Below are 23,380 nucleotides of genomic sequence, written 5' to 3'. Positions count from 1 at the left end.
GTCCGTAGTGTCGGGGAATGACCTCCCGCACCACCACCGGCGCGCCCGCGCGCCCGCATCCCGCCCTCACCGACCGGCTGTTGCCGGGGCCGCGAGGGCGTGCGGTGTTGCTGGTGCTCGCGAGTGCGTGCTCGATCCAGTTCGGCGCCGCGTTCGCGGCCCGGCTCTTTCCCCAGGTGGGGCCCGCGGGTGCGGTCACGCTGCGCCTGGTCATCGCCGCCGCGCTGCTGCTCGCCTTCTCCCGGCCGCGGGTGCGCGGGCGCTCGCGCGGCGACTGGCTGGTGGTCGGCGGCCTGGGCGTGATGTTCGCGGGCATGAACATGTGCTTCTACGAGGCCATCGACCGGCTCCCGCTGGGACCCGCGGTCACGCTGGAGTTCCTGGGCCCGCTCGGCCTGGCCGTGGTGTTGTCCCGCCGACTGCGCGACATGGTGTGGATCGTGCTCGCGGCCGGCGGCGTGCTGCTGCTCGGCGGCGGCGGATTCGGCGGTCTCGACCCGGTCGGGGTGGTGTTCATCCTGGCCGCGGCGGCCTGCTGGGCGGGCTACATCGTGGTCGCCTCGAAGATCTCCGCGCGCTTCGACGGCATCGAGGGCCTGGCCCTGGGCTTCGTGGTGGCCGCGGTGCTGGTGACCCCGCTGGGTGTGGCGACGGCCGGCTCCGCGCTGGTCGAGCCGAAGATGCTGGGGTTGGGCGCGTGTGTCGCGCTGCTGTCCTCGGCGCTGCCGTACAGCTTCGAGATGCTGGCGATGAAGCACCTGCCGCCGGCCACGTTCGGCCTGCTGGCCAGCCTGGAACCGGCGGTGGCCGGGATGGCCGGCTTCCTGGTGCTGCACCAGTCGCTGGTGCTCGTGCAGATCGCGGGCATCGCGCTGGTGGTGATCGCCAGCGCGGGCGTCACCCTCGCCCAGTCGCCCCGGGAGACCCGGCGGACCCGGCAGGCGCGGCGGTCTCGGTCGACTCCGGGAATGTCCGATACACCCGGGCCCGGGCCCGATCCACGAGCAATTCCCGATGCAGGTGCCACCCCCACTCCGGCCGCAGCACCGGACGCTTGTGCGGAGTCACCACAACGAACGCCGTCGTGACCTCGGTCAGCGCGTAGGCCAGCGCCGGCAGCCGCGACTCGGCGAGCAGGTGCAGCGCGTAGCTGCACACCACGAGCGAATACGTGCGCCCGGCCAGCGCGCCCGCCGCGATCTGCTCGAACCGCAACGGCTCGGCCGGCCGCCCGGTCCGCTCCAGGTAGGCATCGCCGGTGTACGGATCGACGCCGGTCACCTCCCGCGCGCCCAGGTCGCGCAGCGCCAGGGTGGCCTCGCCGCTGCCGCAGGCCAGGTCGAGGACCGAGGCCGCCAACCCGGGCTCGGCCGCGAACGGCCCGGTCAGCACCTCGGCCAGCACCGCCCGCACCCGCGGTTCGTGCGGGTTGCGGTACTCCGCCCCGTGGCGGGCGTAGAAACCCTCGGCGCCCAGTTCCTCGTATGCGGGCCGGATCTTGTCCATGCCGTCGATTGTCCCCTCGCCGCCGGCCGCGCCGTCGACCGCACCGGTGGTGCGGGGCGTCAGCGGCGCGGCGCGTACATGATCAGCGCCACGCCGACCAGGCACACGCTCGCGCCGGCCACGTCCCAGCGGTCCGGGCGGAAGCCGTCCACGACCATGCCCCAGGCCAGCGAGCCCGCGACGAACACCCCGCCGTAGGCGGCCAGGATCCGACCGAAATTCGCGTCGGGCTGGAGGGTCGCGACGAACCCGTATACGCCCAGCGCGATCACCCCGAGGCCGGCCACCCACCACGGCCGGTGTTCGCGCACGGACTGCCAGACCAGCCACGCGCCGCCGATCTCGGCGAGCGCGGCGAGGGCGAACAGGACCAGGGAGCGCGCGACGATCATGGACGTACCGTAGAGGCGAAGCGCGGCGCGGCCGAACACCCGGCGCACGCGCACCGGGCCCGCCGGGCGTCCACGATCGTGGACGGCCGGTGAGAGCGGGGTCGGCGGCTCGGTAAACTCCCCGGTCGTGACGTCCCAGCCTGTGCGCAAGCCCCGCATTCCGAACGTTCTGGCCAACCGCTACGCCTCCCCGGCGCTGGCCACGCTGTGGTCCCCCGAGTACAAGGTGGTGCTCGAGCGCCGACTGTGGCTCGCGGTGCTGCGTGCCCAGGCCGACCTGGGCATCGACGTGCCCGAGGGCGCGGTCGCCGACTACGAGCGGGTGGTGGAGCAGGTCGACCTGGCCTCGATCGCCGAGCGCGAGCGGGTCACCCGGCACGACGTCAAGGCCCGGATCGAGGAGTTCAACGCCCTCGCCGGCCACGAGCACGTGCACAAGGGCATGACCTCGCGCGATCTGACCGAGAACGTCGAGCAGTTGCAGATCCGCTCCTCGCTCGAACTGGTCCGCGACCGGGTGGTGGCGCTGCTGGTCCGGCTCGCCGAGCTGTCCGCGCAGTACGCCGAGCTGGTCATGGCCGGCCGCTCGCACAACGTCGCCGCGCAGGCGACCACGCTGGGCAAGCGGTTCGCGTCGGCGACCGACGAGCTGCTGGTGGCCTACCACCGCCTCGAGGACCTGATCGCCCGCTACCCGCTGCGTGGGATCAAGGGCCCGGTCGGCACCGCGCAGGACATGCTCGACCTGCTCGGCGGCGACGAGGACCGGCTGGCCGAGCTGGAGGGGCGAGTCGCCGCGCACCTGGGCTTCGAGCACGCGTTCGTGTCCGTCGGTCAGGTCTACCCGCGCTCGCTCGACTACGACGTGGTGACCGCGCTGGTCCAGCTGGCCGCCGCGCCGTCGTCGTTGGCCAAGACGATCCGGCTGATGGCCGGGCACGAGCTGGTCACCGAGGGCTTCCAGCCCGGGCAGGTCGGGTCGTCGGCGATGCCGCACAAGATGAACACACGTTCGTGCGAGCGGGTCAACGGCTTCACGGTGATCCTGCGCGGCTACGCCTCGATGGTCGGCGAGTTGGCGGGCGACCAGTGGAACGAGGGCGACGTGTCCTGCTCGGTGGTGCGGCGCGTGGCGCTGCCGGACGCGTTCTTCGCGTTCGACGGGCTGGTCGAGACGTTCCTGACCGTGCTGGAGGAGTTCGGCGCATTCCCGGCCGTGGTCGCGCGCGAACTCGACCGCTACCTGCCGTTCCTGGCCACGACCAAGGTGCTGATGGCCGCGATCCGCGGTGGGGTGGGGCGCGAGGCCGGGCACGAGGTGATCAAGGAGCACGCGGTCGCCTCGGCGCTGGCGCTGCGGGAGGGCGTCGAGCGCAACGAACTGCTCGACCGCCTGGCCGCCGACGAGCGGCTGCCGCTGGACCGGGCCGCGCTCGACACGCTGCTCGCCGACCGGCTGTCGTTCACCGGCGCCGCGGCGGCCCAGGTGGCCGAGGTGGTCCGCCGGGTCGAGGCGGTCGCGGAGAAGCACCCGGAGGCGGCGAAGTACCGCCCGGGCGCGATCCTCTAGACAAATCGCACCTGCCGCCGAACGGGCCGGGCCATGCGGGAATCCCCGGCATGCCCCGGCCCGTTCGGCGTTCGATGTCCCGGGTTCCTCGGCGCCCCGGCGTCACCGAGGCCGACTCGGGTGCTGCGGTGGCGGCAGGACCGGCGGGCCGCCGGTCGAGCCGGGTTCCACGGCCCGGTGCCGCCGGCCGGTGGGACGGAATCGGTCGCCCGCCCGGCGGGCGACCCGGGGTCGGGGATTGAAATGTGGTCTCGGCGGTCATGGTGGGGGGAGTCGTCGGGAGGAGTGGTGGGTGTGGGGTCGCTGTTGTTTCGGGAAGTGGCCGTCGTGTCCGGGGAGATCGCGGGGGAGTCCGGGCGGACCGCGAAGGCGGAGTTGGTGGCCGGCTGCCTGCGGCGGGCGGATCCGGACGAGGCGACCGTGGTGGTCGCCTACCTCGCGGGCACGCTCACCCAGCGGCAGATCGGTGTGGGGCCCGCCATGCTGCGTGCGGTGCCGCCGCCCGCGGCCGAGCCGTCGTTGACCCTCCTGGAGGTGGACGCCGCGTTGGCCGCGATCGGGGCCACCACCGGCACCGGCTCGCAGGCCGCCCGACGGGCCGCGCTCGACGCGCTGTTCGCCCGCGCGACCGAGGTCGAACAGCGCTTCCTGATCGGGCTGTTGGTCGGCGAGGTACGCCAGGGCGCACTGGACGGGGTGATGGCGGACGCGATCGCCCGCGCCGCCGAGGTCCCGGCCACGGCGGTACGGCGGGCGTTGATGTTGCGCGGCGCCGCCGGACCGGTGGCCGCCGCCGCGCTGCACGGCGGCCGGGCCGCGCTCGACGCGCTCACCCTCGACGTCGGCCGCCCGGTGCGCCCGATGCTCGCCGCCGCCGCGCCGGACGTGGCCGGCGCGTTGGCCAAGCTGCGGGCCAAGGACCCCGCCGCCGAGGTCGCGTCGGAGTGGAAGATCGACGGCATCCGGGTGCAGATCCACCGCGACGGCGATCGTGTCGCGGTGTTCACCCGCAGCCTGGACGACATCACCCCGCGTGTGCCCGAACTGGTCGAGACGGTACGGGCGTTGCCGGTGCGTACCGCCGTGCTCGACGGCGAGGCGATCGCGCTGCGCGCGGACGGCAGGCCGCACCCGTTCCAGATCACCGCCTCCCGGACCGGGACCCGCGACGCCGCGCGGCTGCGGGCCGAGACGCCGCTGACGGTGTACCTGTTCGACGTGCTGCACGTGGACGGCGAGGACCTGATCGACCGCCCCGGCGCGGACCGCTGGGCCGCGCTCGCGGACCTGGCGCCGCCCGAACTCCTGGTGCCCCGGCTGGTCACCGGGGACGACGCGGCGGCGCAGGCGTTCTTCGCCGACGCGGTCGGGCGCGGGCACGAAGGGGTGGTGGTGAAGTCCCTGGACACCCCCTACACGGCGGGTCGGCGCGGCGCCGGCTGGGTCAAGGTCAAACCGCGGCACACCCTCGACCTGGTGGTGCTGGCCGCCGAGTGGGGCCACGGCCGCCGGCGCGGCACGCTGAGCAATCTGCACCTGGGCGCGCGGGATCCGGGCGGGGACGGGTTCGTGATACTCGGCAAGACGTTCAAGGGGCTCACCGACGAACTGCTCGCGTGGCAGACCGAGCGGTTGCGGGAACTCGAGGTGCGCCGGGACGACTGGACCGTGTGGGTGCGACCCGAACTCGTCGTGGAGATCGCCTTCGACGGGTTGCAGACCAGCACGCGCTATCCGGGCGGCCTCGCACTGCGCTTCGCGCGGGTGTTGCGCTACCGGGAGGACAAGACGGCCGCGGAGGCGGACGACATGGACACGGTCCGGGCGCTTGCGGCCCGGGAGTGAGGGGCGCCGACCGGCCCGCCGGCGAGGGCCTACCCGCGCGGACGGTAGAAGGCGTGCGCGTTGTCGTACAGGACGGCGGCGGCCAGGTCCGGCCCGACCGCGTCGGCGATCAGGTCGAGATCGGCGTCCCGGAACGGGCGGGGCGCGCGGGTCGAGGGCAGGTCGGTGCCGGCGAGCAGGGCCCGCGGGTCCACGGCGGCGACGGCGCGCAGCGTCGCGGATACGTCCGCGTCGAACCGGCCGAAACCGGTGGCCTTGACCCTGGCGCCGTGTTCGACCAGCCGCAGCAGATGCGGCAGCCCCTCCCGGGACAGGCCCAGGTGGTCGATGCCCACCCTCGGCAGCGCGGTCAACACCGGCAGCAGGTCGGGCAGATCGCGCGCGTCGAGGTACAGCTCGGCATGCCAGCCGGCGATCGCGTGGACCCGGCGGGCGAGCCGGTCCAGGTGGTCGAGCGTCGCCGAGCCGCCGCGCCGGACATTGAACCGGATCGCCCGCACCCCGGCCGCGTCCAGCTCGGCGATCCGCCGGTCGGGGACGTCGGGCGGCAGCTGGGTCACCCCGACGAAGGTGGGGCCGAGTCGGGCCAGCGCGTCGAGGAGGTAGGTCTGGTCGAAGCCCTGGAACGAGCCGGACACCACCGCGCCGCCGGTCACGCCGAGTGGGACGGCGCGGGCCAGGTAGTCGGCGGTGGTGAAGGTCGGCGGCAGGTAGCCGTGATCGGCCACGAGCGGGAAGCGCGGGTCGACGATGTGCAGATGCGCGTCGAACACGCGACGAGCGGGCGATCCGGACACGGCGGTGCCTCCGTCGGCTGCGGGAACGCCGCATACCGTACCCGGGCGCCGGCCGGGCGTGGCGGATTCGCCGCCGGAGAAGTTGTCAAATGCAACTAATTTCTTCTATGGTTGTGACAGGCAACGAGTCGCCGCGCGGGCGTACGACCGCCCGGGCACAGGAAGGAGCGAGCCGCCATGGCCACCAGGGAAGCCTGTCGGCACCTGCTCACCGAGCTGGAGGGCATCGTCGGCGTACGCCGCGGCCTCGCCAAGGCCGTCCCTCCCGGCAGCCTGCCGCCCGGCTCCGCGGTCCTGTTCGTGCTGGGCCGCAGTGCCGAACCGCTGCGCGCCGGGCGCGTGGCCGAACTCCTCGACCTGGACATGTCCGTGGTCAGCCGACACCTCGCGCACCTGGTCGAACACGGCTGGGTGGCCCGCCGCCCGGACCCGCGCGACGGCCGGTCGGTACTGCTCGGACTCACCCCGCAGGGGCGCGCCGTGGTCGACCGGGCCACCGAGAGCTGCCTCGCGGTGATCGCCGAGCGGCTGGCCGACTGGCCGGACGAGGACGCCGAGCGACTGTCCGAACTCCTGGGCCGGTTGAAGGCGGGCTTCGGGGTGCACGCGGGCTTCGGAGGGAAAGCGGGCTTCGGACACCGGGCCGAACCGGTGCCGACGGCCGTGTCACACTGACCCGCATGCCGAAGTCCGCCGCGGAACTGCGCGCGCATTTGGAGATCTTCTACGACGCGGTGCCCCGCCGGTTCACCCGCACCGAGGCGATCGGCGCGCTGACGCTGTTCGTCCGGGAGGGCGAAGGGTGGCCCTACTATGCCCGACCCACGCTCGGCGGCCTCGCCGAGCCCACCGTCGCGGACGTGCGCGCGGTCCGGGCGCGGCAGAGAGAGTTGAAAGTGCCCGAGACGTTCGAATGGGTCCACGAGAGCACCCCCGCGTTGCGGGCGGCCGCGATCGAGGCCGAACTGCATGTACACGAGCACCCGCTGATGGTGCTCGACCCGGACGAACATCCGGCCGAGCGCCCGGATCTGCCGGACCTGGTGACGCTGCGGCGAATCCGCGCGGACGCCACCGACCTGGCGATCGTGCACAGCGTCGCGGCGATCGGCTTCGCCAATCCCGGCACCGCGCCCGGCTCCGACGGGCCCGCCGAGCGGGACACCGCGGCGCTGGGCCAGGATCCGGGCCTGCTGTCCTACCTCAACGAGCGGTTGCGCAGCGGCGAGACGGTGATGTTCGCGGCGTACAGCCCGGCCGGACCGCTGTGTGTCGGCAGTTACCAGCACCTGTACGACACGACCGAGATCGTCGGCGTGGCCACCCTGCCCGCGGCCCGGCGCAGCGGCCTCGCGGCGGCGGTGACCTGGGAGTTGGCCCGGCACGCGCTGGAGGGCGGGAGCGAGACGGTGTTCCTGAGCGCGGGGGACGAGGACGTCGCGCGGGTGTACGACCGGATCGGCTTCCGCTCGGTGGGGACGGCGATGATCGCGGAGGCGCCGTGAGCCGGCGGGACGAGGCGCGGATCGCCGAGGCGGGCGCGGAGCAGGCGGGCGCGGCGGGCGCGAAGACCGATGCCGCCGCGTCGATCGTGCTGCCGATCCCGCCCGGACGCAATCCCACCGCCGAGGAGTTGGCGGCCGCGCACGGTCGGAGCATCCCGGACGTGATCGCGCCGAACCTGCGGGTGCTGTTCTGCGGGATCAACCCGGGGCTCTGGTCGGGCGCCACCGGGCGGCACTTCGCCCGTCCCGGCAACCGGTTCTGGCCGGCCCTGTACGCCTCGGGCTTCACCCCGCGCCTGATCGAGCCCGCCGCGCAGCGCGAGTTGACCACGCTCGGCCTCGGCATCACCAACGTGGTGGCCCGAACCACCGCGCGCGCCGACGAGTTGACGAAGGAGGAGTACCGGGCCGGCGGCCTGGCGCTCACCGCGAAGGTACGCCGGTACCGACCGGCCTGGTTGGCGGTGCTTGGCATCGGTGCGTACCGCACCGGCTTCGGCCGCCCCAAGGCGGTGGTCGGCCGCCAGCCGGAGACGATCGACGACACCGGAATCTGGGTACTCCCCAACCCCAGCGGCCTGAACGCCCACTGGACGGCCGCGGCCCTCGCCGAAGCCTTCACCGCCCTGCGCACCACGGCCTACCCGCCCGAATAGGAGGGCCGCGCGCGGGGGCGCCATCCGTGCCGCCCACCATGTGCGGCGGCGACCGGGGGTCGTCGTGGGCGACCCGACCCGGGGCGGGGCCGTCAATCGACCGGGTGGCATCACCCGGTTGGTGGTTACTTCGCGCCTCCTCGTGAGGTTGGGCCGGCATGAAGATCCTGCGGGCCCCGTATGGGCCGTGGCCCACCGAGACGTTCGAGACTCCCGTCTACGAGGCGTTGGTCGCCGAATGGCGCGACTCGGGCCGGGAGGTACCCCGGCCGACGGACCGACCGCAAGGCAGCCCGCCCCGACCCGCCCGCCCACCCGGACCGGGCCCGCGCACACGTCGCCCGTGAGCCGGCCGGCAACGGCGGCGTGATCCGGGCCCGGAGGCGACCCGGCTCGTCCCGACCCGAGGGCCGGAGCCGCCGATCCGCTCCGCGTGAATCGGCCGGCCGCGGCGCGATGTGCTTCGTGTCACGCGCCCTCCGACACGCCCGGCGAGGAAGGAATTTGCCGGCCGATCGGTGCGGCGGCCGACGCGCGATCCACCGTCGATCCGGTCCGCCCCCGCCGTGCTCCCGCCGACCCCGGCCCCGTTCCACGCGGCCCGCGCAGGCCCGGTGGGGCCGGACGGGCGCCGGGGGAGCGGGCGTTCGGGGCGCTCGACGCGCGTCGCATTGCTCGCCGGTCGTACCACCGGGGCACGTCTCCGGCGAACCGTGACACGCCGGGAATCGGGACGCGACACAACACCTGGGGGTGCAACGACCACCCCGCCACTACATATATGCTCTGCGACGCAGCTGGTTCGCCCGACCGAAGTTTCCGGGAAGGCGAGGCAAGAGGGAATCCGGTGCGAGGCCGGAACTGCCCCCGCAGCGGTGAGCGGGAACGAAAGTCGTCATAGAGCGCCGGACGCCGAAAGGCGCACGGGAAGCGACGACCGCTAGGCACTCCGCGGACCACCGAGCACACGCCGTGCCCGGCGGTGCCCCGGCATGCCCGCGAGTCCGAATACCTGCCGGCTGCCCGCGCCTTCGGGCGTGGGGTCACCTGTACGTACGAGCTCGCGAGGAGAGAGCACGTGACCGTTGTGGACAGCGTGGGCGCGACCCGGATGCGGGTCGACGAGAGCCCCGAGGACCGCCTTGCCACCCTGGTGCGCACCCAGGCGCGCGATCTGCCGGAGGTCGATCCGGATCGGGTCGTCCGCCGGGTCGTCGCGGGTCTGAACGAGGGTGCGGACCGCGGCGCGGCGGCCGACCTGGCCGTGCGCACCGCCGCCGAGCTGATCGCCGAGGAGCCCGCCTACTCGCGGCTCGCCGCGCGCCTGCTGGCCGGCCGGATCGCCGACGAGGCCGCCGAGGCCGGCGTCGCCTCCTTCAGCGCCGGCATCGCGCTCGGTCACCGCGAGGGCATCATCGGCGCGGACACCGCGGCGTTCGTCGCCGCGCACGCCGCCGAGCTGGACGCCGCCGTCGACGCCGACGGCGACCGCCGCTTCGAGTACTTCGGTCTGCGCACCGTCTACGACCGCTACCTGCTGCGCCACCCCGTCTCGCGCAAGGTGGTCGAGACCCCGCAGCACTTCCTGCTGCGCGTGGCGTGCGGACTGTCCAAGGAGCCCGGCGAGGCGATCGGCTTCTACCGGCTGATGTCCTCGCTGGCCTACCTGCCCAGCTCGCCGACGTTGTTCAACTCCGGCACCGTGCACACCCAGATGTCCTCGTGCTACCTGCTCGACTCGCCCAAGGACGAGCTGGAGTCGATCTACGACATGTACGGGCGCATCGCCCGGCTGTCGAAGTTCGCCGGCGGCATCGGCGTGGCCTGGTCGCGGGTGCGTTCGCGCGGCTCGCTGATCCGGGGCACCAACGGGCACTCCAACGGCATCGTGCCGTGGCTGAAGACCCTCGACTCGTCGGTGGCCGCGGTCAACCAGGGCGGCCGGCGCAAGGGCGCGGCCTGCGTGTACCTGGAGACCTGGCACCCCGACATCCTGGAGTTCCTCGAACTGCGGGAGAACACCGGTGAGGACGCGCGTCGCGCGCACAACCTCAACCTGGCCAACTGGGTGCCGGACCTGTTCATGCGGCGCGTCGAGGAGGACGGCGTCTGGTCGCTGTTCGACCCGAACGAGCTGCCCGAGCTGCCCGACCTGTGGGGCGCCGAGTTCGACAAGGTGTACGAAGCCGCCGAGCGGGACGGCCGGTTCGTCCGGCAGATGCCCGCGCGCGACCTGTACGCCCGGATGATGCGCACGCTCGCGCAGACCGGCAACGGCTGGATGACCTTCAAGGACGCCGCCAACCGGACCTGCAACCAGGCCGCCGAGCCGGGCAACGTGGTGCACCTGTCCAACCTGTGCACCGAGATCCTGGAGGTCACCAGCGACGGCGAGACCGCCGTGTGCAACCTCGGCTCCGTCAACCTCGGCGCGCACGTGGTCGCCGGCGAGGGTATGGACTGGGACAAGCTGCGCGCCACCGTGCGCACCGCGGTGATCTTCCTCGACCGTGTGATCGACATCAACTACTACCCGACCGACCAGGCCGCCGCGTCCAACCCGCGCTGGCGCCCGGTGGGCCTGGGACTGATGGGCCTGCAGGACGTGTTCTTCACGCTGGGCCTGCCGTTCGACTCGGCCGAGGCGCGCGAGTTGTCCACGCTGATCTCCGAGGAGATCTACCTCACCGCCCTGGAGACCTCCTCGGCGCTCGCCGAGGTACACGGCCCGCACCCGGCCTACGCCGAGACGCACGCCGCGCGGGGCCGGCTCCAGCCGGACCTGTGGGAGGGCGTGTACCCGACGCAGACCAAGCGCTGGGACGCGCTGCGCACCCGCGTGGCCGCGCACGGGCTGCGCAACTCGCTGCTCGTGGCGATCGCGCCGACCGCGACCATCGCCTCCATCGCGGGCGCCTACGAGTGCATCGAGCCGCAGGTGTCCAACCTGTTCAAGCGCGAGACGCTGTCCGGCGAGTTCCTGCAGATCAACGGCTACCTGGTGCGCGAGCTCAAGGCCCGCGGCCTGTGGACCCCCGAGGTGCGCGACCGGATCAAGCGCGCCGAGGGCTCGGTTCAGGGCATCGCCGAACTCCCGGAGGACGTACGGGAGTTGTACCGCACCGCGTGGGAGCTGCCGCAGCGTGCGCTGATCGACCTGGCGGCGGCCCGCTCGCCGTACATCGACCAGTCGCAGTCGCTGAACCTGTTCATGGCCGACCCGACCATCGGCAAGCTGTCCTCGATGTACCGCTACGCGTGGTCCACCGGTCTCAAGACCACGTACTACCTGCGCTCGCGCCCCGCGACGCGGATCCAGCAGGCGACCGTGCCCGCGCAGGCGTCCGCCGCGCCGGTCGAGGAGATCTCGGACCTCGCCCCCTCCGATGTCGAGATTATCGCCTGCTCGCTGGAGAACCCCGAAGCATGTGAGGCGTGCACGTGAGCCTGCTCGATCCCGGAATGAACCTCACGCTGCGCCCGATGCGGTATCCGGACTTCTACGAGAAGTACCGGGCGGCGATCCGCAACACCTGGACGGTCGAAGAGGTCGACCTGCACAGCGACCTCGCCGACCTGGACAAGCTCAGCCCGGCGGAGCGGCACCTCGTGCAGCGCCTGGTCGCGTTCTTCGCGACCGGCGACACGATCGTGGCGAACAACCTGGTGCTGAACCTGTACCGGCACATCAACTCGCCCGAGGGCCGGCTGTACCTGTCGCGGCAGCTCTTCGAAGAGGCCGTCCATGTGCAGTTCTACCTGACGCTGCTCGACACCTACATGCCCGACCACGAGGAGCGCGAGCAGGCGTTCGCCGCGGTCGAGCACATCCCGTCGATCCGGCGCAAGGCGGAGTTCTGCTTCCGCTGGATCGACTCGGCGATGGGCCTGGACCGGCTCGAATCGCGGGACGACCGGCGGCAGTTCCTGCTCAACCTGATCTGCTTCGCGGCGTGCATCGAGGGGCTGTTCTTCTACGGCGCCTTCGCCTACGTGTACTTCCTGCGCTCGCGCGGGCTGCTCAACGGCCTCGCCTCGGGGACCAACTGGGTCTTCCGCGACGAGTCCGCGCACATGGACTTCGCGTTCTCCGTGGTCGAGACGGTGCGGGCCGAGGAGCCCGACCTGTTCGACGACGAACTCGCCGAGGACGTACGGCGGATGCTGGCCGAGGCGGTGGACGCGGAGACGGCGTTCGCCGAGGACCTGCTCCAGGGCGGGGTGTCCGGGATGACCGTCGCCGACATGCGCTCCTACCTGGAGCACGTGGCCGACCGGCGGCTGGCCCAGCTGGGCATGGCGCCGATGTACGGCTCGGCGAACCCGTTCGGCTTCATGGAACTCCAGGACGTGCAGGAGCTGTCCAACTTCTTCGAGCGGCGGGTGTCGGCCTACCAGGTCGCGGTCACCGGATCGGTCTCCTTCGACGAGGACTTCTGACCCGGGTCCGCGTGCCCGGGTACACACCACCGCCGTGCCGTCCCGATTCCGGGGCGGCACGGCGGTTTCGTGCGTTTCGGGGCCGGCCGGCCGCGCCGGTTCCGCTCGGCCCGCCCGGGCTCACGAGCGTTCGGCGGCGCGGCGGCGCAAAGCGGTCGCGGTCGCCTCGTCGGCGGGCAGGAACGCCTCCAGGTGGAGTTCGGACACGGTGACGTCGGTCGCCGTCGCGAACGAGGTGAGGGTGGTGAGCAGGCGCAACTCGCCCCCGCTCGCCGGGTCCCGCAACCGCAGCGGCACCGCGAAGCCGAGGTGGTCGGGGCCCGGTTCCACGTTCGGGACGTAGCCGCGCAGCTCCTCGATGAACGTGTCGAGCAGCGGATCGGGGCTGCGCAGCGCCCGGGCCCGCATGTTCTCGATGATGTGATGGCCCCACGCGGCCAGGTTCTCCACCCGTGTCGCCATGCCCCGCGGATGCAGCATCAGCCGCAACATGTTCATCGGCTGCCCGAGCAGTTCCGGGGCCGCGCCGTCGGTGAGCACGTCGATCGCCGCGTTGGCCGCCACGATCTGCCCGTACGGCCGCAGCACCATCGCCGGATAGGGCAGATGGCCCTCGATCACCGCGCTCAGCGCCTCCTGGACCGGCCGCATCATCGGGGCGTCCCAATCGGACTCGGGGAACACCGGCGCGAAGCCGGCGGTGTGCAACAGCGCGTTGCGCTCGCGCAGCGACAGTTCCAGGGATTCGGCGAGCCGGATGATCATGGTCCGGCCGGGCCGGGACCGACCGCTCTCGATGAAGCTCAGGTGCCGCTGGGAGGTTTCCGCGCGCGCGGCCAGCTCCAGCTGGCTCAGCCGCCGAGCGGTACGCCAGCGCCGCAGTTCGGCGGGGAAATCCGGGCCGTGGGTGATCGTGCTCATGGGGCAGTTCTAGGCAGTGCGAGCACCGCGGGCAATTCCCTTGCGGGAATTGTCCTGTCGGCGGCTCGCTCGCAGGATCGTCACCACGGCCCGCCGAGTGGCGGGCCGGACACAGCGGATCGTCGCACCATCGTCGCAACGTGGAAGAGGCACCACCATGAAGAGCTACCACCTGCAGCCGGGCGCCGGAATCGACGGACTCACCCTGCGGGACCACGACGAGCCCGCGCCGGGTCCGGGTCGGGTGCTGGTCCGGGTCCGGGCCTCCTCGATCAGCCTACGCGAGCTGCTCGTCCTGGCCGGCGACTATCCGCTGCCCGTGCGGCCGGACGTCGTCCCGGGCTGCGCCGGGGTCGGCGAGGTGGTCGCGGTCGGCGCCGGAGTGACCCGGGTGGCGCCGGGGGACCGGGTCGCCGCCACCGTCTTCCCGGACTGGATCGACGGGCCGTTCGGCCTGGACTACGCGGCCCAGCTGGGCAGTTCGCGCGACGGCATGTTCACCGAGTACACGCTCGCGGACGAGCGGGCGCTGGTGCACATCCCCGCGCACCTGTCCTTCACCGAGGCCGCCACCCTGCCGCTGACCGCGGTGACGGCGTGGAACGCGCTGACCGGCGGCCGGGCGCCGATGCCGGGGGAGACCGTGCTCACCCTCGGCACCGGGGGTGTGTCGTTGTTCGCCGTGCAGTTCGCCAAGCGGTCCGGCGCCCGGGTGATCGCCACCACGTCCAGCCCGGACAAGGCGGAGCAACTGCGGGCGCTCGGGGCCGACGAGGTGGTCGACTACCGGCAACATCCCCGGTGGGGCGAGGAGGTGCGGCGGCGTACCGGCGGGCGCGGAGTGGACCGCGTCGTCGACGTCGTGGGGGACCTGTCCCAGTCGCTCGCGGCGATCGCGCTCGGCGGCGAGATCGCCTTCGTCGGGCACTGGTTGGGCACGGACGCCCCGGGTCGTACGCCGTCCCCGACCGACTTCTTCAACGCCGGCGCGGTGCTGCGTCCGCTCGCGGTGGGCAGCCGGGCGGCGTTCGAGACGATGAACCGCGCGGTGGACGCGTGGCGGGTGCGGCCGACGATCCACCGCGAGTTCGGCTTCGACGAGATCCCGAACGCGCTGCGCCACCACGCCAAGGGCGGCTTCGTGGGCACCGTGGTGGTGAACCACGGCTGACCGACGATCCGTCGGGTACGGCCGGCAGGCCGGTGCGCGGCGGTGGGCGAAACCCGGTTGGTCCGGCCGACCGCTGCGCGCACAATGGCGCGCATGGCCATCTCCTTGCATCACATCGTCATCGACGCACACGATCTGCCCGGACTCGCGCGTTTCTGGGCCGAAGTGCTGGGCTGGCAGGTGTTGTCCGAGCGCGAGCGCGAGGTGGTCATCGGCACCGAGCCGGGAGCGCCGGTCGGTATCTGCTTCATGCCGGTGACGGACGTGAAGACGGTCAAGAACCGACTGCACCTCGACCTGACCCCCGGCGCCGGTCCCGGCGAGCGGGACGCGGAGATCGAGCGGGTGATCGCGCTCGGCGCCCGCCGCGTCGACGTCGGCCAGACCGGCACCGAGTCGTGGACGGTGCTTGCCGACCCGGAGGGCAACGAGTTCTGCGTGGTACGGGCGAAGGCGACGCTGATCGGTTGAGTGGTCGGCCGGTCGGCCGATCGGCCGGTCGGCCTCGGTCGAGCGGGAATTGGCGCTCGGTGTCGCGGAGGAGGGCCGTGAGACGGTCGGTGGCGGGGCGCGGAGGGGGTGACTGCCCGGGGCGTTCGCGAGCGGTGCGCGGGTGCGGCCGATGCGTTCGCCCCGGCTCGGTGGGTCAGGCCGAGGTCCGACGCGCTAGGTGGTCGGCGGGTTGCCGGAGCCGCTGTTGCCGCCGCGACGGCGGGTGAGTCGGTCGCGCAGGTGCCGCTTGCCCTGCTCGACCTGGCGCGGATTGCGGCGGATGTACCCCTGGATTTTCTTCACGGTCTTCGACAGCGCGCTCATGTCGTGGTCCCTCCCTGATGCCCGGAAACGCGGGCGTCGGCGTCCCCGAGGGCGCCGATAACAGGTGTTTGCCCCGTTCTGGACCGGGATACGCGGTTCGACCTGGCCGAATCCCCCGGAACTCCCCCGGAAAACCGCCGAATCGGTCCGCCGAGGCCCGCCGAGAGGGAGCGGGTAGCCTGCCGGTATGTCTCACGTCCTCTCCGTGAACCTGGCCCACCCGCGCGCCAACCCGGTGAAGGCCGGGATCGACCTGACCGGGATCGACAAGCGGCCGGTCGACCACGCGGTCGCCGTGCGACCCCCGGGGCCCAAATACGGCGGCCACGGCAGCGGACTGGTCGGCGACGAGATCTACGACCGACAAAACCACGGTGGCAACGACCAGGCGGTATACGCCTATGCCCGGGAAAACCTGGACATGTGGGCGGCCGACCTGGGCCGCGAACTCGCCAACGGCAGCTTCGGCGAGAACCTGACCACGACCGACCTCGACGTCGAGGCGGCCCTGATCGGCGAGCGCTGGCGGGTGGGCGGCGCGGCGGGTCCGCTGTTGGAGGTCTCCGTCCCGCGTATCCCGTGCTCGACCTTCGCACACTGGCTGGACGAGCGGCGCTGGGTCCGCCGATTCACCCAACGCGCCCTTCCCGGGACCTACTTGCGGGTGCTGGAACCGGGCGAGGTGCGCGCGGGGGATGCGATCACCGTGGTCTCCCGGCCCGACCACGACCTCACGGTCGGGGTGTGCTTTCGGGCGCTGACCATCGAGCCCGATCTGCTGCCCCGGTTGATCGACGTCGAGGAACTGCCGGGCGAGGCACGCGAGGTGGCCCGGAAGCGCACCGGGGTGATCCCGGTGCAGTTCGTCTCCGACGACGAGTAGCCGCTATCGGCCGCCGACGAACGTCGGCGGGACGCGGTCGTGCCAGGGCAGGGCCTGTTCGAGCAGCGCGGCGACCCGAAGGAGGGTGTCCTCGCGACCGAACGGGGCCACCAGTTGCACGCCGATCGGCAGGCCGTCGGCGCTGTGCCCCAGCGGAAGGCTGATCGCGGGCTGGCCGGTGACGTTGAAGAGCGCGGTGAACGGGCCGTAGGCGAAGATCGTCTCCAGCCAGCCTCGAACCGAGTGCTTCGGGTCGTCGAAGTCCAACGTGCCGTGCGGCGCCGGGAGTTGCCCCAGCGTCGGGGTGATCAGCAGGTCGTGATCGGCGAAGAAGGCCCCGACCGAGCGGGACACCCGGTTGTGCGCGTCGAACGCGGCGATCAGGTCGAGCGCGGTCACCGCGTGCACGTCGTGCAGGATCTGCCGGGTGACCGCCTCCAGCTTGGCCGGGTCGGGCGGGCGGGGCGCGCCGAGCAGTGGTGCGGCGACGAACGACACCACCTCCGGCACCAGCCCGTCGAGCACGCTCTCCCAGTCGACCACCGGGCTCGCCTCGTCGACCCGATGGCCGAGTTCGCCCAGCAGCCCGGCGACCGCCGTGGCCGCCCCCGCCGCCTCGGGGTCGACGGCGACGCCGGACCACGCCCGGGTGGTCACGCCGATCCGCAACGGCGGTACTTCGGCGCCCAGTTCGGCGGCGTAGGGCCGCAGCGGGGTGGGCGCGCCGTACTTGTCGCCCGGTGCCGGACCGGAAACCGCGTCGAGCAGATGCGCGGTGTCGCGCACGGTGCGGGTGAGCGCGAAGTTGTACGAGATCCCGAAGAACGACTCGCCCAGGTCGGGGCCGCACGGGGTACGCCCCCGGGTGGGTTTGAGCCCGACCAGGCCGCAGGCCGAGGCGGGCACGCGGATCGAGCCCGCGCCGTCGGTGGCGTGCGCGATCGGGACCGCGCCGGCGGCGACCAGGGCCGCCGCGCCGCCGCTGGAGCCGCCGACGCCGCGCTCCGGATCCCACGGGTTGCGGGTGATGCCGTACTTGACCGACTCGGTCGCGAAGCTGATCGCCATCTCCGGCGCGGTGGTCAGCCCGAGGGCGACGAGACCGGCGGCCCGGAAGCGGGCCATCAGCTCGCTGTCGTGCGGCATGACCACGCCGGGCACCGCGCGGCTGCCCAGGAAGAACGGGACACCGGCCGCGACCGGCCCGGAGTCCTTGATCAGGAACGGCACACCGGCGAACGGCGCGTCCGGGTCGGCGGAGCGGTCCAGGGCCGGCTCGAACACGGGCAGCGCGAGCCCGTTCAGCTCGGCGTTCGCGACCTCGATCGCCTCCCGGGCGGCCTGCTCGACCTCGGCCGCGGTGACCTCGCCGCTCCGGATCAGGTCACGCAGGCCGACCGCGTCGTACCGGGCGTACTCGTCGAGCCGCATACCGCTCCGCTCCTGGGGGATGTCGATGGGTCAGGCCGTGGCGGGGTGGCTCCGGTCGGTGGCCAGCTTGACCGCGAGGCCGCCGAGCACGGTGCCCATGACATAGCGCTGGATGCGCAGCCACGACGGCCGCTTGGTCAGGAAGATCGCGATCGAGCCGGCCGCGAGGACCAGGACGCCGTTCACCGTCAGACTGATCAGGATCTGGATGGTGCCGAGCACGAACCCCTGAAGCAGCACGTGCCCGGCCTTCGGGTCGACGAACTGCGGGATCAGCGAGAGGTACATGATCGCAGCCTTGGGATTCAGCAGGTTGGTCAGCAGCCCCATGGTGAACAGCCGCCGGTTGGAGTCGGGCGCCAGTTCCTGCGGGGCGAACGCCGAGACGCCACCGGGCCGCAGCGCCTGCCAGGCGAGCCAGCCGAGGTAGGCGGCACCGGCCAGCTTGACCGCGAGGTAGAGCTCCGGCACGACGAGGAACACGGCGGACAGGCCGAGGTTGGCCATCGACATGTAGATCATGAACCCGAGCGCCACACCGAGCAGCGACACCATGCCGGCGCGGCGGCCCTGGGTGATGCTGCGCGAGGTCACGTACATCATGTTGGGCCCGGGAGTGAGCACCATCCCCAGCGCCACGGCGCTGACCCCGATTATTGCGCTTGTCTCGATCACACGTGCCCCCGCTGTCGCACCACCGGCCGTCTGTCGCTTGCAATCCGCAATTCTGTCGCCTTCGCCGTTTTCCCGGCAACCGAGTTGTCCCGTGGGCGCGGCGCCCGCAGCTCACCCCCGACCCAGCCCGAGCCGCCGCCATACGGCGGAGATCCGGGGCCGGACCAGGACGACCCCCTGCTGGGTCGGAGATCGGCCGGCGACCCGGACCAGGGGCACCGTCGTCGTGGTCCCTCTCTCCTCTACGAGTGCGAGGAAGGTCTCCCCCCTCGAATTCTCGGCGATGTCGAGGTCGGGTCGGGTACGGAGGCCATCGACCAGAACTACGGGAGAGGCCGACGGATCTCCCTAGCCGGGGTTGTCCGCGCACGGACGCCATGTCGCGTCGTCGACGTTCCATGTCCGCACTTGGCCCTGGTCGTCGAGAGTGACCGCCGTGGGTCGATCGTGCGCGTCCGCGAAAGCCGCGGCGGCGAGTATCTCGTTCGGATGCGGCAGAGTCCTGGCCGCGGACGGGTCGCCCGGGACCCATACATGCAGGCACGTCGCCGCGGGCGGGAGCGCCAACACCAAGGAGCGATTCCGGGGCCGCAGTTCCTCGATCCACCAGTTGTCGTCGATCTCGTCGACCGAGAACCCCCCTGTGCCGTGGTGCCCGATCACCTGATGCGGTGTCACCGACCGCGGCTCCATCCACACCCGCTCCACGGACGTCGACAAAGCCAGGGCCCGGTCCGCGAATTCGTGCTCGCCGGTCGCCCGGGCCACGAACGCCAGATGGGCGGCCCGATCCTGCTCCCGCTTCCGCAACACCTCCGCGCACCGCTCCACCACCAGCGGCACCATCGAGTTCCCCCGGGCGCGTCGAACGGCTCGCAGCAGATCCAGAGGGCCGGCGGCCAGGACGAACGCCGGATCCGTGATCAGTTCACCGATGGTGCCCGCCGCTCCCGCGTGCGTTGCCAGGTGGTAGCGGACATAGGGCTCCGTATTGTCCCAGTTCGGGCCCATGCCGTCCGGCAAGGGAGGCACCAGGCTCAACAGCGCGGCGACGAAGCACGCCTGGATGTCCACCATGCTCCGGGCAGCCGGCGCCCTTCCGCGCAGGTGGTCCGTCAACTCCTGGTGATAGAGGCGGAAGTACCGATGCTCGCCCACGTCGACCATCGTGAGATAGGAACCCTCCTCGTCCACCAATTCGTCGATGTCGCGCTCGCATACCGCCGCGCCCGACAGCCTGGACGCCACCGCCGTCCATACGCCCGCGCGGGGCAGGCCGTGGCCCTCGGCGAAGGCCAGGGTCGTGAGCAGGGTCAACGCGGTGGCGCGGCGGGTCGCGGGTAGGCGCTCCAGGTAGGAGCGGAACGCGCCGTCGACGTCGGAGGGGAGTTGCGTCGGCCCAGCCCGATGTCCGCACGTCCACCGGCTCCTGCCGCAGCAGGGCGCTTGCCGTCATCCGGGCGACCAGGAAGCAGCGTCCCGCCCGTCGGGCCACCGCCTGTGCGATGACGCGCGCCGTGTCCGGGGCGTCCGTGTACGGCGACCGCACGTCGGCGACGCTCGTGTCGTCCGCGTAGGCGTCGGTGTCCAGGTCCACGATCGGGGCGTGCTTGCACCAGTCGCTCAGCAGTTCGCGCCGCGACCCCACCACCAACCGCAAACACGGCACGTCGCCCAGTGGCCGCAGCAATTCCCACGCGATCCGGCGCGCCTCGACGATGTCGTGGCCCGGGCCCGCCTCGTCCAGCGAGTCCACCACCACGCGATACGGCGCCCGCCGGCCCGCCGGCGCCGCCAACAGCGCGTCCACGCTCGACGCGCGCACGTCCGCCGCGCCGGCCAGGCGGCCGATCAGCGCGTCGATGGTCTGGTGCCGGGCGTTGATCGACACGTCGATCGGGGGTGCGCCGCCGGAGGTGTCGCCTTCGAGTACGATCCGGCCGAGCAGCGCCGATTTGCCCGAGCCGGGCGCGCCGGTGACGGCCAGCGGTCCGCGTCCGCCCGGGCCGGCCAGGCGGGTGCGGACCACGTCGAGGGCGTGTGCGCGGCCGGTGAAGTACGAGCCCGGGTCGTGGACGTGCTCCACGCCGCGTCCGCGTGGCTCGAAGTGGGCGGTCAGGTCGGAGGCTTCGCCCTCCGCCCGGCCGTCCGGTCCGATCTCCGCCGCCGGGTCGAAGGCCGGGTTCGGGAAGAACGGGGGCTGGATCGACTGGTCGGTGACGGAGCATACGGCGCGTTGCGCGTGCCCGGCGGTGACGAAGGCCCGGTTGATCCGGTCGGCGAGCAGCGCGGGGGACAGCCGGCGCTGCGAGGCTCCGTCGCCCGCCGTGTGGGCGCGGGCGAGCTCGGTCACGAAGTGGCCCTCGTCGCTCGCGAGTTCCCGACGACGGGCCGACGCGAGTACCCACGTCCCCGAACCGGGTTCCGCGCCACGTCCCCGGGTCGCCGCGAACGCCGCCGTCACCGCGCCGAGTTCGTCCGCGCCGAGACCGGCATGGCACGCGTCGACAATGAACAGCACGTCACGGACCGGCGATTCGGCCAGGATCGCCGCCAGGTTCTCCAACGACAACCATGTGCGCGGTCGGGTCGCCACCGAGCCCGCGCAGGCCGGCCGATACGGGCCGGCGATCGGCGGGTCGCCGTGGCCGGCGTAGTACACGACCACGACATCACCCGCCGTCAACCCGCCGCCCGCGCACCAGTCCGCCAGCGCGTTCTCGAACTCGTCCGCGTCCGGGTCGCGTGACACCTCGGTCAGTACCCGCTCGTAGCCCATCGCCCCGAACAGGTCCACGATCCGCCCGACATCCCGGTGCGCGCCGCGCAGTTCGCCGAGTTCGCGATAGTGCCGTGTCCCGGCCGCGACCAGATATCGGCGCGGTTCGCTCACTCGCCCGACCCGGTGCCGCCCGCCGCCCACCGCAGCGCCTCGGCCCGTGCGTCGAACCGGTCCGACTCGTCCGCGCGCAACCCGGCCACGATCGCCGTCCCCGTCTCCACCGCCGTCAGGTAGCGCGTCGCGTCGTGCATGTGGCTGCCGTTGTCGACCACCACGTCCCGCACCCGCTCGCCGAAGGTGTGCCGCAACTCGCGCACCACGGCGACGACATCGCCCGAGTCGGCGACGTTGGTCCAGGCCCGCAGCCCCTGCGGCCACCACCCCATGCCCTCGATCGGGGCCGGTCGCAGCCGGGCGTGTACCAACGCGCGCATCCCCAGCGGCGAGCCCAGGGTGACCAGGGTGTCCACCCGGTGCGAGGTGTTGCACAACGTCTCGTAGGCCACCACCGACCCGAGCGAATGGGCCACCACCACCCGGGTCTTAGGGGTGATCCGCGCCGCGACCCGGGCCCGGGCGGGCGCCCGGATGTCCTCGTCGGTGAGATAGCGGACCATCTGCTTCAGGTCGCCGATCAGCGCCCGGTCCAGCACGCCGGTCAGGAAGCGCGCGCCGGTCAACGCGTCCAGGGCCGCCCGCACCGCCTTCAGCCGTACCGCCCGCGAGCCGGCCGCGCCGGCCACACCGCGCGTACCGCCGGAGTCCGGGCCCGGCACACCCGGATCGACCCGCGCGGCCTCCGCCCACCACGCCATCAGCAGGTCGAACTCGTCGTCGTCCACCACGTCGGCCGCGTCGAAGGGCTCGTCGCCCGCCGACCGGGTCCCCGCCGGCCGGAACAGGTCGCCGTAGAAGGCCACCCCGACCTCCTCGGCCGTCGGCACCGGCCCGTCGGCCAGCCGGGTTCCGCCCCGCAGTTCGGGCACCACGTCACGTGCGAGCGAGTCCTCGCTCAGGTACTGCTTGCCGACGCCGTGTACAAAAACGACCTTGGTCACGGACCCCTCCCCCTGATGTCTGCGGCAAGCCTAGCCGGCGGCGTGGGGCCGGTGGCCCGAAAGCCGGGGCTACGCTGGGCCGATGATCCGCACCGACCCTCCCGAGGAAGGCTTCGTCTTCGTGCGCGAGGCGTGCCCCGGGCCGATGGCCGGCGCGGCCGTCGGGCGCCGGATCGCCAAGGCGGACTTCGAGCCGCCGTGCATCGTGGTCGACCGGGAATTGTCGAGCGTGATCGTCGGCGGGTGGCCGGGCCGGCTGTACCGGGTCGCGGTGACCCCGCCCGAGACGGACGCCGAGCGCGCGGCGCTGACGCAGGCCAACGAGGCGCTGCGCCAACCCGCCAAGTACATCCGGGCGTTCACAGTGGACGTGCTCGCCGAACTGCCCGCGTCCGCGCTGTTCGGCCCGCACGGCGCAGCGGTGGTGGACGTCCTCGCCGCGGCCCGCGCGCTCACCCCGCAGACCGCCGCCCGGCTCGCCGCGGCCTCGATCCCGGGTGCCGCCGCCCGCTACGGCGCGGCCTGGAATCGTTGGCTCGCCGATGAGCCGAACGCCGCGCCCCACCTCGACCGCGACCACTCCGCCACCCTCGCCATCCCCGGCGACGGACCGGCCGAGTCGCCGATCGGCAAGGGGTTCCTGGCGGTGTCCGCCGCGATTCGGGCCGCGGCGCGCGAACGCGGCGGCCCGACGGCGTTCGAGACGGTGTACGACGAGGAGGACGGGGAGAGCGAGGAGGTGATGGCCGAGCCGTGGTCAAACGCGCTGGCTCCCCTGCTGCACGCCGCGATGGCGCTCGGCGCGCCCCACCTGATGTCCGCCGCCGACCGGGACGCGCTGACCGCCCCCTGGCGCGCGACCACCGCCGACCGCCCGGCCCGCTGACCCGCACGAAGGCGAACCCGCGCCAAAAGCCCCTTCGCCGACCGCC

At 72.7% G+C, this 23,380-nt stretch carries 21 protein-coding genes, 1 pseudogene and 1 riboswitch; of the genes and pseudogenes, 12 read left to right on the top strand and 10 right to left on the bottom strand.

Annotated features, from left to right (window positions below; genetic code table 11):
- Positions 1-17 precede the first annotated feature (17 nt).
- Positions 18-1,088 (top strand): EamA family transporter, encoded by a 1,071-nt coding sequence (locus ACWGR4_RS05140; protein ID WP_452133375.1) that lies wholly within the window; start codon positions 18-20, stop codon positions 1,086-1,088.
- Positions 1,089-1,110: 22 nt separating this feature from the next.
- Here ACWGR4_RS05140 and ACWGR4_RS05135 read toward each other — a convergent pair.
- Together ACWGR4_RS05135 and ACWGR4_RS05130 are read right to left on the bottom strand one after the other, a co-directional pair.
- A pseudogene (locus tag ACWGR4_RS05135) lies at positions 1,111-1,506 on the bottom strand (class I SAM-dependent methyltransferase); the annotation flags it as partial.
- A gap of 59 nt (positions 1,507-1,565) precedes the next feature.
- Positions 1,566-1,898, bottom strand: coding sequence for a YnfA family protein (locus ACWGR4_RS05130; protein ID WP_439673740.1), 333 nt, complete (start codon positions 1,896-1,898; stop codon positions 1,566-1,568).
- Between the two features lie 127 nt (positions 1,899-2,025).
- Here ACWGR4_RS05130 and purB point away from each other — a divergent pair, with 127 nt between their 5' ends.
- Positions 2,026-3,468, top strand: a complete 1,443-nt coding sequence (gene purB, locus ACWGR4_RS05125; protein WP_380000668.1) for an adenylosuccinate lyase — start codon at positions 2,026-2,028, stop codon at positions 3,466-3,468.
- A 303-nt stretch (positions 3,469-3,771) separates the two neighbouring features.
- Entirely contained in the window at positions 3,772-5,313 is a 1,542-nt protein-coding gene (locus tag ACWGR4_RS05120) for an ATP-dependent DNA ligase (RefSeq protein WP_452132931.1), read from the top strand.
- A gap of 29 nt (positions 5,314-5,342) precedes the next feature.
- Here ACWGR4_RS05120 and ACWGR4_RS05115 read toward each other — a convergent pair whose 3' ends face one another.
- Entirely contained in the window at positions 5,343-6,110 is a 768-nt protein-coding gene (locus ACWGR4_RS05115) for an amidohydrolase family protein (RefSeq protein WP_452132927.1), read from the bottom strand.
- A gap of 177 nt (positions 6,111-6,287) precedes the next feature.
- Between ACWGR4_RS05115 and ACWGR4_RS05110 the strand changes: the two genes are divergently transcribed.
- From ACWGR4_RS05110 to ACWGR4_RS05090, 5 genes are all read left to right on the top strand, one after another.
- Positions 6,288-6,785: a MarR family winged helix-turn-helix transcriptional regulator gene (locus tag ACWGR4_RS05110; RefSeq protein ID WP_452132926.1), complete on the top strand. Its 498-nt coding sequence runs from the start codon at positions 6,288-6,290 to the stop codon at positions 6,783-6,785.
- Positions 6,786-6,790: 5 nt separating this feature from the next.
- Positions 6,791-7,615 (top strand): GNAT family N-acetyltransferase, encoded by an 825-nt coding sequence (locus ACWGR4_RS05105; RefSeq protein WP_380000665.1) that lies wholly within the window; start codon positions 6,791-6,793, stop codon positions 7,613-7,615.
- Between the two features lie 95 nt (positions 7,616-7,710).
- Positions 7,711-8,271 (top strand): G/U mismatch-specific DNA glycosylase, encoded by a 561-nt coding sequence (gene mug / locus ACWGR4_RS05100; protein WP_452132930.1) that lies wholly within the window; start codon positions 7,711-7,713, stop codon positions 8,269-8,271.
- A gap of 780 nt (positions 8,272-9,051) precedes the next feature.
- Positions 9,052-9,305: riboswitch (cobalamin riboswitch) on the top strand.
- A 77-nt stretch (positions 9,306-9,382) separates the two neighbouring features.
- Positions 9,383-11,716, top strand: a complete 2,334-nt coding sequence (locus ACWGR4_RS05095; protein WP_452132929.1) for a ribonucleoside-diphosphate reductase subunit alpha — start codon at positions 9,383-9,385, stop codon at positions 11,714-11,716.
- 17 nt (positions 11,717-11,733) lie between these two features.
- The gene (locus ACWGR4_RS05090) at positions 11,734-12,711 is read left to right on the top strand and encodes a ribonucleotide-diphosphate reductase subunit beta (protein WP_452132928.1); all 978 of its coding nucleotides are present in this window, start codon (positions 11,734-11,736) and stop codon (positions 12,709-12,711) included.
- Between the two features lie 120 nt (positions 12,712-12,831).
- Here ACWGR4_RS05090 and ACWGR4_RS05085 read toward each other — a convergent pair whose 3' ends face one another.
- Positions 12,832-13,632, bottom strand: coding sequence for a helix-turn-helix domain-containing protein (locus tag ACWGR4_RS05085; RefSeq protein ID WP_452132925.1), 801 nt, complete (start codon positions 13,630-13,632; stop codon positions 12,832-12,834).
- 157 nt (positions 13,633-13,789) lie between these two features.
- Between ACWGR4_RS05085 and ACWGR4_RS05080 the strand changes: the two genes are divergently transcribed.
- Positions 13,790-14,803, top strand: a complete 1,014-nt coding sequence (locus ACWGR4_RS05080) for a zinc-dependent alcohol dehydrogenase family protein (protein ID WP_452132924.1) — start codon at positions 13,790-13,792, stop codon at positions 14,801-14,803.
- 93 nt (positions 14,804-14,896) lie between these two features.
- On the top strand, positions 14,897-15,274 hold the full coding sequence (locus tag ACWGR4_RS05075) for a VOC family protein (protein ID WP_380000657.1): 378 nt from the start codon (positions 14,897-14,899) through the stop codon (positions 15,272-15,274).
- A 195-nt stretch (positions 15,275-15,469) separates the two neighbouring features.
- On the opposite strand, the gene ACWGR4_RS05070 is transcribed toward ACWGR4_RS05075, so the two are convergent.
- Entirely contained in the window at positions 15,470-15,619 is a 150-nt protein-coding gene (locus tag ACWGR4_RS05070) for a hypothetical protein (protein ID WP_380000654.1), read from the bottom strand.
- Between the two features lie 187 nt (positions 15,620-15,806).
- Between ACWGR4_RS05070 and ACWGR4_RS05065 the strand changes: the two genes are divergently transcribed.
- Entirely contained in the window at positions 15,807-16,502 is a 696-nt protein-coding gene (locus ACWGR4_RS05065; protein ID WP_380000652.1) for an MOSC domain-containing protein, read from the top strand.
- A gap of 3 nt (positions 16,503-16,505) precedes the next feature.
- Here the strand turns inward: ACWGR4_RS05065 and ACWGR4_RS05060 are convergent, their stop codons facing one another.
- From ACWGR4_RS05060 to ACWGR4_RS05040, 5 genes are all read right to left on the bottom strand, one after another.
- A complete protein-coding gene (locus ACWGR4_RS05060; protein WP_452132923.1) occupies positions 16,506-17,933 on the bottom strand; it encodes an amidase in 1,428 nt (475 codons plus the stop codon).
- Positions 17,934-17,963: 30 nt separating this feature from the next.
- The gene (locus ACWGR4_RS05055) at positions 17,964-18,560 is read right to left on the bottom strand and encodes a LysE family translocator (RefSeq protein WP_380001137.1); all 597 of its coding nucleotides are present in this window, start codon (positions 18,558-18,560) and stop codon (positions 17,964-17,966) included.
- 396 nt (positions 18,561-18,956) lie between these two features.
- Entirely contained in the window at positions 18,957-19,631 is a 675-nt protein-coding gene (locus tag ACWGR4_RS05050) for a hypothetical protein (protein ID WP_452132922.1), read from the bottom strand.
- Positions 19,537-21,501 carry a caspase family protein gene (locus tag ACWGR4_RS05045; protein WP_452132921.1) on the bottom strand — a complete coding sequence of 655 codons (1,965 nt, stop codon included), beginning with the start codon at positions 21,499-21,501 and terminating at the stop codon, positions 19,537-19,539. The genes ACWGR4_RS05050 and ACWGR4_RS05045 overlap by 95 nt, the downstream gene beginning before the upstream one ends.
- Complete coding sequence (locus ACWGR4_RS05040) at positions 21,498-22,448, bottom strand: antibiotic ABC transporter ATP-binding protein (RefSeq protein WP_452132920.1); 951 nt, start codon at positions 22,446-22,448, stop codon at positions 21,498-21,500. The genes ACWGR4_RS05045 and ACWGR4_RS05040 overlap by 4 nt, the downstream gene beginning before the upstream one ends.
- 82 nt (positions 22,449-22,530) lie before the next feature.
- Here ACWGR4_RS05040 and ACWGR4_RS05035 point away from each other — a divergent pair, with 82 nt between their 5' ends.
- Entirely contained in the window at positions 22,531-23,334 is an 804-nt protein-coding gene (locus ACWGR4_RS05035) for a hypothetical protein (RefSeq protein ID WP_452132919.1), read from the top strand.
- Positions 23,335-23,380 lie beyond the last annotated feature (46 nt).

The organism is Embleya sp. NPDC055664, assembly GCF_053618075.1.
The sequence above is the reverse complement of the archived record's forward strand: the minus strand, read 5'-3'. Positions and strand labels throughout refer to the sequence as shown.